The 12,857-nt window shown below is 65.1% G+C and carries 14 protein-coding genes; 6 read left to right on the top strand and 8 right to left on the bottom strand.

Going from position 1 to position 12,857, the window contains the following annotated elements:
- Window positions 1–3: 3 nt before the first annotated feature.
- The 7 genes from NQE15_RS14775 to NQE15_RS14745 all read right to left on the bottom strand — a co-directional run bounded on the left by NQE15_RS14775 (window position 4) and on the right by NQE15_RS14745 (window position 7,757).
- The gene (locus tag NQE15_RS14775) at window positions 4–798 is read right to left on the bottom strand and encodes a flavodoxin family protein (RefSeq protein ID WP_265942437.1); all 795 of its coding nucleotides are present in this window, start codon (window positions 796–798) and stop codon (window positions 4–6) included.
- Between the two features lie 277 nt (window positions 799–1,075).
- Window positions 1,076–1,603 carry a hypothetical protein gene (locus tag NQE15_RS14770; RefSeq protein ID WP_265942436.1) on the bottom strand — a complete coding sequence of 176 codons (528 nt, stop codon included), beginning with the start codon at window positions 1,601–1,603 and terminating at the stop codon, window positions 1,076–1,078.
- 332 nt (window positions 1,604–1,935) lie between these two features.
- On the bottom strand, window positions 1,936–3,324 hold the full coding sequence (cls, locus tag NQE15_RS14765; RefSeq protein WP_265942435.1) for a cardiolipin synthase: 1,389 nt from the start codon (window positions 3,322–3,324) through the stop codon (window positions 1,936–1,938).
- A gap of 95 nt (window positions 3,325–3,419) precedes the next feature.
- The gene (locus NQE15_RS14760; protein WP_265942434.1) at window positions 3,420–3,542 is read right to left on the bottom strand and encodes a hypothetical protein; all 123 of its coding nucleotides are present in this window, start codon (window positions 3,540–3,542) and stop codon (window positions 3,420–3,422) included.
- A 378-nt stretch (window positions 3,543–3,920) separates the two neighbouring features.
- Window positions 3,921–4,259, bottom strand: a complete 339-nt coding sequence (locus NQE15_RS14755; protein ID WP_265942433.1) for a hypothetical protein — start codon at window positions 4,257–4,259, stop codon at window positions 3,921–3,923.
- A gap of 88 nt (window positions 4,260–4,347) precedes the next feature.
- Entirely contained in the window at window positions 4,348–4,740 is a 393-nt protein-coding gene (locus NQE15_RS14750) for a Spy/CpxP family protein refolding chaperone (protein ID WP_265942432.1), read from the bottom strand.
- Window positions 4,741–5,054: 314 nt separating this feature from the next.
- Window positions 5,055–7,757: a DUF6600 domain-containing protein gene (locus NQE15_RS14745; protein ID WP_265942431.1), complete on the bottom strand. Its 2,703-nt coding sequence runs from the start codon at window positions 7,755–7,757 to the stop codon at window positions 5,055–5,057.
- 230 nt (window positions 7,758–7,987) lie between these two features.
- Here NQE15_RS14745 and NQE15_RS14740 point away from each other — a divergent pair, with 230 nt between their 5' ends.
- From NQE15_RS14740 to NQE15_RS14715, 6 genes are all read left to right on the top strand, one after another.
- The gene (locus tag NQE15_RS14740; RefSeq protein WP_265942430.1) at window positions 7,988–8,311 is read left to right on the top strand and encodes a BON domain-containing protein; all 324 of its coding nucleotides are present in this window, start codon (window positions 7,988–7,990) and stop codon (window positions 8,309–8,311) included.
- Window positions 8,312–8,428: 117 nt separating this feature from the next.
- Window positions 8,429–8,893 (top strand): STAS domain-containing protein, encoded by a 465-nt coding sequence (locus tag NQE15_RS14735; RefSeq protein ID WP_265942429.1) that lies wholly within the window; start codon window positions 8,429–8,431, stop codon window positions 8,891–8,893.
- Window positions 8,788–9,564: an ABC transporter permease gene (locus tag NQE15_RS14730; protein ID WP_323054993.1), complete on the top strand. Its 777-nt coding sequence runs from the start codon at window positions 8,788–8,790 to the stop codon at window positions 9,562–9,564. Before NQE15_RS14735 ends, NQE15_RS14730 begins: the two co-directional genes overlap by 106 nt.
- 1 nt (window position 9,565) lies before the next feature.
- Entirely contained in the window at window positions 9,566–10,357 is a 792-nt protein-coding gene (locus tag NQE15_RS14725; protein WP_265942428.1) for an ABC transporter ATP-binding protein, read from the top strand.
- Complete coding sequence (locus NQE15_RS14720) at window positions 10,357–11,388, top strand: MlaD family protein (protein ID WP_265942427.1); 1,032 nt, start codon at window positions 10,357–10,359, stop codon at window positions 11,386–11,388. The genes NQE15_RS14725 and NQE15_RS14720 overlap by 1 nt, the downstream gene beginning before the upstream one ends.
- A complete protein-coding gene (locus tag NQE15_RS14715; RefSeq protein ID WP_265942426.1) occupies window positions 11,303–12,004 on the top strand; it encodes an ABC-type transport auxiliary lipoprotein family protein in 702 nt (233 codons plus the stop codon). Before NQE15_RS14720 ends, NQE15_RS14715 begins: the two co-directional genes overlap by 86 nt.
- On the opposite strand, the gene fghA is transcribed toward NQE15_RS14715, so the two are convergent.
- Complete coding sequence (fghA, locus tag NQE15_RS14710; protein ID WP_265942425.1) at window positions 12,001–12,849, bottom strand: S-formylglutathione hydrolase; 849 nt, start codon at window positions 12,847–12,849, stop codon at window positions 12,001–12,003. The genes NQE15_RS14715 and fghA overlap by 4 nt on opposite strands.
- Window positions 12,850–12,857: the final 8 nt, after the last annotated feature.

The following is a 12,857-nucleotide window of genomic DNA, read 5'->3' as shown; positions in this document are numbered from 1 at the left end:
CCTCTATTTGGGTCGCGGTCGCGACAACGCCGGCTGCACGGCCTGCAGTCGTCCGGCCCGCAGCTCAAGCACGGCCTTGGCGACGGCCCGCGCCACGTTGCGCGTTTCTTCCTGCATCGCTTCGTCGCGGTCCAGGGCTTCGTGGCTGGTTGCGTACGGCTCGTAGTAACCGATGTAGCGGTCGAGCCGGGCGGCGGCACCGGCATCGATGAAGCCCATCCAGTCCAGCCAGTCCGACAGCGCGCGGCGGGCATCTTCGATACCGGCCACGTCACCGTGGACGACCAGACCATAAGCCCGCCCGGCCAGGTGCTTCGGGTAGTCCCAGCCGGCCATTTCGAGCGCCTTGGCCTTGGCCGCCGTCTTGCCCGAGGTCGAGGTCGGGTCGGGGTTGCCGCCGTCGGCACAGACCAGGCGGTCGATCATCAGCTTCAAGGGACTGGGGCTTTGATACCAATAGACCGGTGTGACGATGATCACCGCATGGGCGGCGGTCCATCGTTCGTAGATTTCCGCCATCCAGTCGTTGGTCTGGTTCAGCGTGTGGTTCGGGTAGCAACTGCACGGCCAGTGGCAGAGCGGCATGGCTGTCGAGACGCAGCCCTTGCAGGGGAAGATGTTGCGGCCATATTCGGAAGTCAGCTGGCTGAGGTCGAGCACATCGACCTCGATTGCCGCCTGCTCCAGGATTTCGCGAGCCAGCCCGACCAATCGGAAAGACTTCGACATCTCGCCCGGACAGGTGCCGTCATTGCGCGCCGAACCGCAGATCAGCAGGACCCGCGACGAGCTCGCCACATCAGACCAGCGACGCTGGGCTTCATCGATGCGCGCCTTGGTCGCCAGCCACTCGACCGACAGTTCGTACTCGGGATCGGCATACCCCGACCCGCCCGGCGGGTGAAGGGCGCCTTGCGGCCGACGAGATATATCTGCCAGGCGATTTCTTCGAGCCGGGCGATAGCCTGATCTTCATTCCGGAAATCAGGATCGACAAAGGCCTCGCGAAAACGGCGACTGAACTCGGTTCGTTCAAGTTGAGCCGGCGCCTGGCCTTTGCGAATCTCGATCATGTTCAGGTAAGGCTGGCAACGTCTTTGAACTCGCCGACTGCCGCGCCGATCACCTCGCGGGCGGTTGCCGTCTCCTGCTCGGTCCGGGTCTGCACGACCAGAACCACCTGGCCGTTGGCGATGGCATCCTGGACCAGGTCCGAAAGCCAGCCTTCCTTGGGTTTGACGTCGGTATTGGCTCCGGCGGCAGCGCCAACCAGGGCACCGAGACTGGCGCCCCAGCCGAGCATGACCAGCGGCGCAACCAGCGGGCTGGCGACGAACAAGGTGGCACTGCTGGCAACCAGCGCCAGTTGCGCCAGGGCGCCAATGCCGGTACCGACCGCCGTACCGATGGCGCCGTCGACCAGAACGTTGTTCAGCACCTCGTTGCTCTCGCCCTGCGGCTTGGTAACGGCCGGCCCCGAGTCGGCAGCGAAAAGTTGCAACTGACTGCGTGGCAGGCCCTGCTCGACGAGTCGGGAAAGCGCGCCTTCGGCTTCTTCGCGGTGGGCAAAAAAGCCCGATACGTGATGGCGATATTGATCCATATTGACTCTCCTTGGATTGACCCGTGCTCGACGGGTGAATCCACAGGCTAGTCGGCACCTTCCGGCCGGTCTGTGCGCCGCCGCACCCAAGCAGGCCAGGCCGACGGCGGCGGCGAAAACCCTGCCATGTCGGAGCGGATCGCCATCCCGTCGCGAGATCAGACCCCGGTGCACAAGTTTTCTCTTATGTACGGTAGCGCACAGAACTTAATGACGAATAAGTAGAACATGGCGTCAGGTGTTCGCGCCCCACCCCCTTTTCGAACACCTTCTGTATTTTGCCCGGCACGGCCAGCCCGTACCGGGCATTTTTTTGGCCGCAACCCTGTGGGCTAAAGCAGTCGCTGCAACAGGCTGGCGCCCCACTCCTTGATGCGCAGCAGCAACGAGCGCTGCTCCCACTTCTCCAGAGTGATCGCCTCCGACGCTGTGAGGTCGCGGTTGATCATCGCCGTCATCTGCCCGGCGAAATCGCGCCCGAGCACGACCGCATTGACCTCGTCGTTGTCGAGAAAACTGCGCCAGTCGAGGTTGGTCGAGCCGACGCAGGACCAGACGCCGTCGATCAGCGCGGTCTTCGAGTGAAGCAGCGCACCGCGCCGCTCATAGATCCTGACGCCGGCCTTGAGCAGCGGGGAATAGTGCGCGCGCCCGGCCTGAAATACGATTTCCGAGTCGGTATGGCTGGGCAGTATCAATGTCACCTCGACGCCCCGTCCGGCGGCATCGGTCAGCGCCTTGAGCAACTGGGCGTCGGGAACGAAGTAGGCATTGGTCAGCTGGATCTGGCGTTCAGCATTGCCGATGGCCGACATCAGCGTCACGTAGATCAGGCTGTAGGGCTCGTCGGGCGAACTGCCGATGGCGCGCACGATATCCTTGCCCTGACTCCGCAATTCGGGGAAATACTTGCGGGCGGCCAGCGGCTTGCCCTGCTGCTTGGCCCAGGTCTCGATGAACAGTTTCTGCAATTCGCCCACCACGGGACCTTCGACCTGCAGGTCGGTATCGCGCCAGGCACTTTTCTTTTGTTCAGCTTCCATGTGCCGCCGGGTACCCGACCCCGAGGAATAGACGCTGCTGATATTGATCCCGCCCAGAAAGGCGATGCGCCCGTCGACCACCAGCAGTTTTCGGTGGTCGCGATGATTGAGCAACCACGGCTTGCCGGCCGCCAGCGGGTTGATCGGGTTGAATTCGAGGACATTGATGCCGCCCTGTTGCAGGCGTTCGAAGAAGGCCTTGGGCGTATTGATGCAGCCGACGCTGTCATAGATCAGATTGACCTGAATGCCGCGCTGCTGCTGAAGCAGCAACAGATCGGCGAACTGGCGCCCGATTTCGTCGTCCTCGATGATGTAGGTTTCGACATTGATATGGTCGCGGGCGGCGCGGATTGCCGCAAACATCGCCGCATAGGTGGCCGTACCGTCCTGCAGGAGGAGCACCTTGTTGCCGGTGATCAGCGGGCTGCCGACAATGGCCTGTTCCAGCGCAATCTGCTTGTCGAGAATATCGATGTCGCCGGATCTGCGTTTAAGGTCGGCCACGATGGCCGCGCCTTTCTGCGCCGAGAGCGGGCCGCCGGCATTCTCGAATTGGGCGGCCCGCCCGGAATGCTGATCGATCAGGGCATCGCTATCGGGGAGCGCGGCGCACCCTGCCGTCACGAACAGGACGGCTGCCGCCACCGCAAGAAACCTGAAACCGCGCGCGAGCATGGTTTGCCTGCCACACGAGGCAGGCTCTCGGCACCGGCTACGCAGAAATCTGGTGCTCAGCCGCGGTCAGGGACCTGCCTTGTGTTGCCGGATACTCAGCGTGCCGGGGCCGGCGGGACAACGACAATGGTATCGCCGCCAGTTTTGCCTGGCTCGCCCTGCGCTCCAGTGCCGCCGGTCGAACCGGTGGCACCGGTATCGCCGGTCGAGCCGGTCATTCCAGGAGCCCCCGAGGATCCGGTCATGCCGCTGGAGCCGGTAGCCCCAGTCGGGCCCGGTGGGCCCGGAACCGGAGCCGGAGCCGGTACGGTCACGACAGTCGGTTGCACCACCGTCGGTTTGTCACATGCGCTTAAAGCCAGCGCGACCAATACTGCGGAAAAGATCACTGAATATTTCATTTTGATTCCTCTTGGCTATTGAATGAAAACGCCTCTTGTTGATGGTCTGGCGACCATCGGGAGCGACCTCTGAACAATACGATGCCAGGTCGATCAGGTCCGTTCGCTGGCGCACAGATAGCCACCCTGGGCGAGCGCCGCCTGCCGGCGGCTGTCGCGTTACCAGCGATCGATCGCGAGCGCCAGCCCTTGCCGTTATCGCCGGAGGTCAAGCGGGAAGAACAGACTGATGCCGGGCGAGCGTTGCGGTTCGTAGTAAACCGGTGGCGGGACATAGACGGGCTGGGCGTAGTAGTAGGGTTGCGGGTAGGTTCGCTGGTAACGGTTGGCCTGGCGATAGCTGTCGTGATCGCCCCGCGAATGCTTCTGGCTGTGTTTGCCATGCCGGTCGCCCCGACCATGGTTGCCGTCTCGATCGGCGAGCGCAGGTGAAACGCTCAGCGTCATCACTGCCGATGCCATCGCGATGGTCGACAGCAGCTTGCGGCCGATCGACCAGATGTCGATGGTCTGGCCTATTGAAGTGTTCGTCATAGTAGTTTTCCCTTTCCGGGATGGTGGGTGCATCGGTGGCCTCGCGGCCGGAAGCGCCTGAGTTCATCAGTGGCTTCCGGAGCCTGGCTCACTTGCTGTCGGGCTTCATTTGGTCATGGCGATGACCGTGGCGATGTCCCTGCCTGTGCATGCCTTGCATGCGGTCACCGCGGCGGAACAAGGTATCGGCAACTTTTTTCTGCGGGTCCGACATGCTGGCATAGAGGGTCGCAAACACCGGCGTCAGCTTCTTGATCCCGTCGGCATGGGCATCGGTGATCTCGCCATAGGACTTGAGATCGTCGACCGCCGTCATTTCCTTGGCGCGATCGGCCCTGGCCTGGGTCAGGGTATCCATGGTCTTCGCGTTCTCGGCCATGACCTGGGCGACCTTGCCCCACTGCTCTTCCTGGGCCTGCGTGATCATCAGTTTGTCGTGCATCTTCTTGCCATGCTGCTCGGCGCGGACCGTGTGGGACACCTTGTCGGCAGCCAGCACCGCGCCGGCGCGAAGACCAGGCTGGCAGCCAGAGCCGCCGCCGCCAACAGCCGCGCTCCAGCCTGGGTAAATTGAAGGGGGTTCTGTTTCATGTTCGTTCTCCTCGTGGCTCAGGCCCTTGCGTCCCGGACAATTCCCGGACATGGCCTTCGAGGATTCAGTATTTCCCTTCCGCCCGAGGCGCTCCGTTTGCTGGCACACAATGGGCCATGAAACACCGGACACCAGACAAAGCCGAGGGCTGCGGCTTGAGCGGCGGCCCCTCGGTTGTTCTCATCAGTCACTGGCCGGGTTGTCTATTTATCACGCGGCGGCTTGTCGTCATCGCGTTCCTTGTCACCACGACCGCGTTGCTGCTCCTTCGGCTTCTCGGTGGCCGGTGGCGCGGCCTGGGGAGCCGGTGTCGGTGGTGCAGCCTTCGGCGCTGGCGGAGGCGGAGGCGGCGGGGCTGCCTGAGCTGGAAGAGGCGGAGGCGGCGGAGCAGCCGGTTGCGGCGGTGGTGCCAGCGGTGGCGGAGCTTTCGGTTCGGGCGGGCGCGGCGGCGGTGTCACCACCGGCGGACGCGGCTCGGCACTACCGCGTTGGTCCTGACCACGAGGCTCCCGGGCCGGCGCTTCCGGCGCTTTGGCCGGTCGTGGCGCGCTTTCCGGAGGCGCAGCGGCTTTGGGCTGGGCGACCGGAGAGGCCGGTGCCTCGTTCCTGTTGCGCGCTTCGCCCCGGCCGCGCGATTCAGGCGGCTGCCCGGCCGCTTCCTGGCTCCGGTCCGGCCTGAGGGCGGGTATTGCCGAGCCGGCCTTTTCTGACGGCGGCGTTGCAGCAGGCAAGCGCTGCTCGCGCCTGGCATCCGTTTCCGGCTGCTCACGTGGCTTCGGCATCGGTGCCGCAGCCTTGTCGGGTGGCGGTGCGCTCGGCAGCATCGGTACGGCGCTATCCCGACGCGCATCCGGCGAGCCGCGGCGCTCATCGCTCTCGCGTTTGCCCCGCGCCTCCGGCACCGAAGCAACCGGCACCGGCGGCTTGGCCGTCGGCGCTGACTTGTCGGGTGGCGGTGCGCTCGGCACCATCGGTACGGCGCTATCCCGACGCGAATTCGGCGAGCCACGGCGCTCATCGCTCTCGCGTTTTCCCCGCGCCTCCGGCACCGAAGCAACCGGCACCGGCGGCTTGGCCGTCGGCGCTGACTTGTCGGGTGGCGGTGCGCTCGGCACCATCGGTACGGCGCTATCCCGACGCGCATTCGGCGAGCCACGGCGCTCATCGCTCTCGCGTTTTCCCCGCGCCTCCGGCACCGAAGCAACCGGCACCGGCGGCTTGACCGTCGGCGCTGACTTGTCGGGTGGCGGTGCGCTCGGCAGTACCGGTGCGACTGATTCCTGACGCGATTCCGCTCGGCCGCGCCGCTCATCCGGCCGCGCCGCAGTCGGCGGTGGTGCCGCCTTGACGGGTTCGTTGCTCGGGGCGAGAACCTTGACGACCGGCGCCGGTGCGCTGGCTTCGGCTTTCAATCTCTGGCGGCTGGCGGCATCGAGCGGCCGGCCAGGCTTGGTAGCGAGTTGTTCGCGTTGCGCCGCGAAGCCGGCATGGGCTGCAGGCACAGCAGTGCGCGCGACGACCGGTCGCTGGAAGACCTTGGGTGGCGGCTGGTCGGAGTTGGCGGCAGCACCCCGCACACTTCTTTCGGTCGGCGCCACACTCGGCGCCACCATCACCGGTCGCCCGACCAGGGCCTCACGGGAAACCCGCTGCCGCCCGCTGGACACCGGCTGCGACTGGACAAAGGCCGTCGTCGGCACGGCAACCACCGCGCCCGTAATCTGGCGGTTGGCGTACACCACGTTGGTCACATTGGTGGTATTGATCGTGGTGTACTGCTGGTTGATGACCGTGTTAGTGATCACCGTATTGCTGCGATTGACGTTTTCGAAGTAGCGTCGGCTGACCGGATAGGATGGCCGATAGACTTCGCGCGGGGCTAGCGGGAACCAGGCGACGGCGCCGATGCTGCCGCTCGAGATACTGAGCTGGAAGTTGCTGCCGCCGACGAAAGCGACCAGCGCCGGGGCGTAGTAGGCGCGGGATCGCACCGGGCCGGGCACCCAGGCCCACTGGCCACGCAGGTTGGCCCAGCGACCGTAGTGGGAGACGGCATAACCCCAGGGCGCATTGTCAATCCACGTCCAGCCCCAGGGGTCGACCCAGGCCCAGTGACCATCGCTGTAGGGTACCCAGTTGGTGGCAACGCGATTCGGGACCCAGACGTTGCCATAACTGTTATCGACCCGCCAGGTCCCGTTGTCATCGAGGTCCTGATAGCCGACGACGTCGGAAGAGACATAACGCGCGGAGCGCGAGTTGTCATAGCCGCGATCGCGGCTGCCCGCCCAGCGGTCGAAATCATCGAGGCGTTGCGCCTCGAGCCGCTGGTAATCGCGCAGGCCGGTACCGGTGAAGCGATAGGGCTGCTGTGCATCGATCACATAGGCCGCATCTTCGCCATAGGCCTCACCCTTGCCCTGGCGGACGATGATGGTCGTCGCATTGCCCTCGGGATCGACATCGATCCGATAGGCACCGGGCTGGCGCAACGTAAAGGCGAGATTCGGGGTATCGACCTCGAAGACCTGATTCGCGTCGAGCCGCCGGACGCGGACATTCAACGAGCCCTGCGTCACCTGCAACTGGGTGATGCGATCGTCGAGATTGAGTACGGACAGGCTGGTTCCACCATCCATCCGGATCATCGCGCCGCCGACCTGGATTTCGGCCCGCGCCCGACCACCGCTATCGGTCCACAGGCGGTCACCGGGACCCAGCGGGCGGTTGAGGCTCGCCTTCACCCAGTCGTTTTCGCCGGCCGGCGAGAAGCTGACGGCGCCGGCCGTGTAGCTGAGCCGGGCAACCCGCGAGGGGGGATCGGCCGCGGCCCAGTTGCTGAATGCGACGATTGCCAGACCGACCACGAAGACCAGGGCGCGACGATGAATGAGGTGTACCGGCATGATGTTTCCTTGCGCGAACGTTCGCTGAACCGGCTTGCAGAATGCGCCAGCGCCAAACCGGCATCTGTGCGCCAGCGCACCTAAGCAGCCGGTCGCCCCGCGAAAAACACGCTATGTACGACGCCGCACAGAACCCCGGGGCAGTCCGTGCTAAACGTTAATAACGGCGAATGGCAAGCCCCCTGCGTTGCCAGGCGCGCGTTTTTTCAACTATTTGGGAAGGATCCACCATGAACCACAAACTCACCGCAAGTTTCCTCGTGGCCGGCCTGTTGCTGCTACCGGTTGCCGGCTATACCGCCGATGCCGAGAAGTCGACGCCAACCGAATACGTCAAGGATTCGGTCATTACGACCAAGATCAAGGCCGAACTGGCCGCCGAAAAGATGTCCAGCCTGGTCAAGATCAACGTCGATACCGACAAGGCCGGCGCGGTCACCCTGAGCGGCACGGCCGCGAGCCAGGCGGCAGTGGACAAGGCCGTCTCGATTGCCAAAGGCGTCAAGGGCGTGACCCACGTCAAGAATGACATCAAGGTCGTGGCCGACAAGTAGGCAACCGCTGCCGCCCGGGGGCATTTCGTGCCAAGGCGGCTTTTCGTGCAGGCTCGCTGACAGTGGCGCTCCGGCGCTTCGCCTGTTCAGGGCAATCATTCGACAGTCAGACGAGCCATGACGCTTACTCCGGCAGCACCGGCTGCCATCTTCCGCACGACACCGCAGGAACTGGCATTGTCGGGTTCGTGGACGGCGCGCGGCATCGGCCAGCTCGTCACCGAGTTCGACGCCCTGTCGGCGCCGTCCGGCACCTCCTGGGTCATCGATGCCTCGGGCATCGAGGCTTTCGATACGGCAGGCGCCTGGGTCGTGCAGAAACTGCTGCACCGACTGCGGGACGATTCGGCTAACGTCGAACTGCGCCAATTGCGTCCGGAGTTCGCCAGACTGCTCGACGTCCTTGGCCGGGAAGTCGCCCCCCGTCCGCTCCGGGCACGCCGGCTCCCGCCCGCGCCACATCCCGGCTCGCCAGCCTGGGCCGCAGCACGGCTGCCGCCTTCCAACAAGGTAGCGCCCTGCTCGCCTTCGTCGGCGAATGCACGCTCGCCTTTGGCGGCTGGCTGGCCCGCCCGGCGCTGATCCGCTGGCGCCCCATCCTCTACAACATCCGCAGCGCCGGTTTCGACGCCCTGCCCATCGTCGGTCTGCTCTCCTTCCTGCTCGGCATCGTCGTCGCCTACCAGGGCGCCGACCAGCTCCGGCAATACGGTGCCAACATCTTCGTCGCCGATCTGGTCGGCCTCTCGATGCTGCGCGAGTTCGCGCCGCTGATCACCGCCATCATCGTCGCCGGCCGCTCGGGTTCGGCCTATGCGGCACAGATCGGCACCATGGCGGTGACCGAGGAAATCGACGCCATGCGCACCATCGGCATCCCGCCGCTCGACATGCTGGTATTGCCCAAGATCGTCGCCCTGCTCATCACCCTGCCGCTGCTCACGGTGTTTGCCGACGTCCTCGGCGTCTTCGGCGGCATGCTGATGGCGCGCGCACAGTTGGCGGTCAGTTATGTCGAATTCCTCGACCGCTTCGTCAAGACGGTCAGCGTCACTGACTTTCTGATCGGCATCGGCAAGGCGCCGGTGTTTGCCGCGATCATCGTCACCGTCGGCTGTTTCCAGGGTTTTCGCACCCATGGCGGCGCCGACAGTGTCGGGCGGCAGACGACGCGCAGCGTGGTCCAGTCGATCTTCCTGGTGATCGTGGCCGACGCCCTGTTCTCGGTCGCCTTCAGCGCCCTGGATCTCTGAGATGAACGACCGGACCGCCATCGACACCCCGGCCATCGCGATCAGCCAGCTGACGACGCGCTTCGGCGAGCATGTCGTGCATGCCGGGCTCGATCTGGTCGTCGGGCGCGGCGAAATCTTCGCGCTGGTCGGCGGCTCGGGTTCGGGAAAATCGACCTTGCTCCGGGAGATCATCCTGCTCCAGAAACCCGAATCGGGCTCGATCCAGGTGCTCGGCGTCGATCTGGAGAACATTGCCGACGACGCCGCCCTCGCCCTGCGCCAGCGCTGGGGGGTGATGTTCCAGAGCGGCGGGCTGTTCGGTTCGCTGACCGTCAAGGAAAACGTCGGCCTGCCGCTGCGCGAGCACACTGCGCTGGCCGACCGGCTGATCGACGAAATCGCCGACTGGAAACTGGCGATGAGCGGCCTGGAGCCGGCCGTCGGCGCCCAGTACCCGGCCGAACTGAGCGGCGGCATGATGAAACGCGCCTCGCTCGCCCGCGCCCTGGCCCTCGACCCGGAACTGCTCTTTCTCGACGAACCGACCGCCGGCCTCGACCCCGAGAGCGCCGGCGAGATCGACCAGCTGATCCGCAAACTGCGCGACTTGTTCGGCCTGACCATCGTTCTCATCACCCACGATCTCGACCTGCTGTGGCAGGTGACCGACCGCGTCGCCGTGCTCGGCGACGGCAAGGTGCAGGGTGTCGGCTCGATGGCCGAGCTGGCGGACATCGACCTCCCGGCAATCCGGCAATTCTTCGACGGCCCGCGCGGGCGGGCCGCCCAGCAACAGAGCGGGGCCACCTGATGGAAACCAAAGTCAATTACACACTGGTCGGCAGCTTCGTCGTCATCCTCGGCGCCGTGCTGGTCGCCGTCACCCTGTGGCTCGCCTCGGGCGGCGCCTTCCAGAAGAAATACGATCTCTATATGGCGATCTCGGAGGAGTCGGTCGCCGGCCTCAACCTCAATGCGCCGGTCAAATACAACGGCGTCGATGTCGGCAAGGTACGGCAGATCCACCTCGACCCGGCCAATCCCGAGCGGGTCAATCTGCTCTTCGCCATCGAGCACGGCACGCCGATCAAGCAGGACACCGTGGCCGTCCTCAAGACGCAGGGGCTGACCGGCATCGCCTACGTCGAACTGAGCGGCGGCGCCAACGACATGCCCCTGTTGCAGGCCACCGCCGGCAACGAGTATCCGGTGATCCGCACCAAGCCGTCGCTTGCCGCGCGCCTCGAGAACATCCTGACCAGCGTGCTGGCCAAGCTGGATAGCACCTCGAACAATCTCAACGCCATGCTCGGCCCGGAAAACCAGGCGGCCATCAAGAGCACCCTGGCCGACCTCGCTAGCGTGGCGCACACCCTGGCCGCCCGTAACGAGAGCATCGACGCCGGCCTGGTCGATGCCGCCCGGACGATGAAAAATACTGCGCGCGCGAGCGCCGAACTCGAGCCGCTGATCGGTCGCATCGGCCGGGCGGCCGACGCCGTCGAGAAAATGGGCAATGAAGTCGCCGGAACGAGTGCCAGCGCCGGCAAGACCATCAACTCGGTCGGTGGCGACATCAACCGCTTCACGGCGGAAACCCTGCCCCAGCTGGAGCGCCTGCTCGGCGAACTCAGCGTGCTGACCACCTCGCTGCGTCGCCTCAGCGATCAGACCGAACGCAACCCCTCGGGCTGCTGTTCGGCCGCAAACCGGTGCCGGATGGCCCGGGAGAATCATCCAAAGGAAGCCGAAAGCCATGATCAGCCCAGCACATACCCCCCTGTCCCGGCTCGCCGTCGCCGGTCTTTTGCTGGCCCTGCTCGGTGCCTGCAGCATTCTTGATGCGACCAAGGAAACGCAACCGGCTTTCTATTCACTTTACGGTGCCCGCCCCGGCGCGCAGGCGGCGACCGCATCGCCGGCCCCCTGGTCGCTCGCCCCGACGCTGATCGTCAATCCGCCGCGGGCCGCGGCCGGGTTCGACAGCCAGCGCATCATCTACGTCCGCGAGCCCTACCAGCTGGAGTATTTCGCGCACAGCGAATGGGTCGATACGCCGGCTCGGATGATTGCTCCGAGCATCGTCGCCGCGCTCGAGAACACCGGTGCCTTCCGCGCCGTCGTCCTGACCCCCAGTGCTGCCGCCGGCGATCTCCGCCTCGATGTCGAAATCGTCCGCCTGCAGCATGAGTTCGACAGTTCGCCCAGTCGCGCCCGCTTCACGCTACGCGCCTACCTGGTCGATAACGACAGCCGTCAGGTGCTGGCCTGGCGGGAATTCGACGACGCCGTGGTGGCCGCCCAGGCCGATCCCTACGGCGGCGTGATGGCGGCGAATAGCGCCGTGCAAAACGTCATGCAGCGCCTGGCCAGCTTTTGCGTCGAAGCGGCGGGCAACTGGCGACCGGCGGCAAGGACGCGTCATCAAGCTGAAGAACAACCCACGGCGGCCCGCTAAACCGGCTTCAGCGATTGGGCATGATGCCGCAGATGGTCCTCAATGAAAGTGGCGATGAAATAGTAGCTGTGGTCATAGCCGGCCTGCATGCGTATCGCGAGCGGATGATTTGCCGCCTCGGCGGCGGCGCGCAAGGTTTCCGGTTTCAACTGGGTTGGCAGAAAATCGTCACGGTCGCCCTGGTCGATGAGGATGGGCAGGCGCTCTGCGGCCTGGGCGATCAGGAAGCTGGCATCCCATTCACGCCAGGCCGAACGGTCCTCGCCCAGGTAACGCGAGAAGGCTTTTTCGCCCCAGGGCACGGTCATCGGGTTGCAAATCGGGGCGAAGGCCGATAGCGACTGGTAGCGACCGGGATTGCGCAGGGCACAGACCAGAGCGCCATGCCCGCCCATCGAGTGCCCGCAGATACCGCGCCGGTCCGTAACCGGAAAACTGGCCTCGATCAGGGCGGGCAGTTCATGCACCACGTAATCATGCATGCGATAGTGCCGATCCCAGGGCGCCTGCGTGGCGTTCAGGTAGAAGCCCGCCCCTAGCCCGAAGTCCCAGCCGCCATCGGGGTCACCTGGCACCTCCGGGCCACGCGGACTGGTGTCCGGGGCGACGATGATCAGTCCGAGCTCGGCGGCCATGCGCTGGGCGCCGGCCTTCTGCATGAAATTTTCGTCGGTGCAGCTCAGTCCGGACAGCCAGTACACGACCGGCAGTCTTTCTCCGGCCTCGACCTGTGGCGGTAGATAGACGGCAAAGCTCATGTCGCAATTCAGGGTCGCGGAGCGATGCCGGTAGCGCTTGTGCCAGCCGCCGAAGCTTTTCTGGCAGGAGATGTTTTCGAGGTTCATCGCTGGCG

The organism is Dechloromonas sp. A34, assembly GCF_026261605.1.
Classification (GTDB): domain Bacteria; phylum Pseudomonadota; class Gammaproteobacteria; order Burkholderiales; family Rhodocyclaceae; genus Azonexus.
This window is presented reverse-complemented; position numbering and strand designations above follow the sequence as displayed.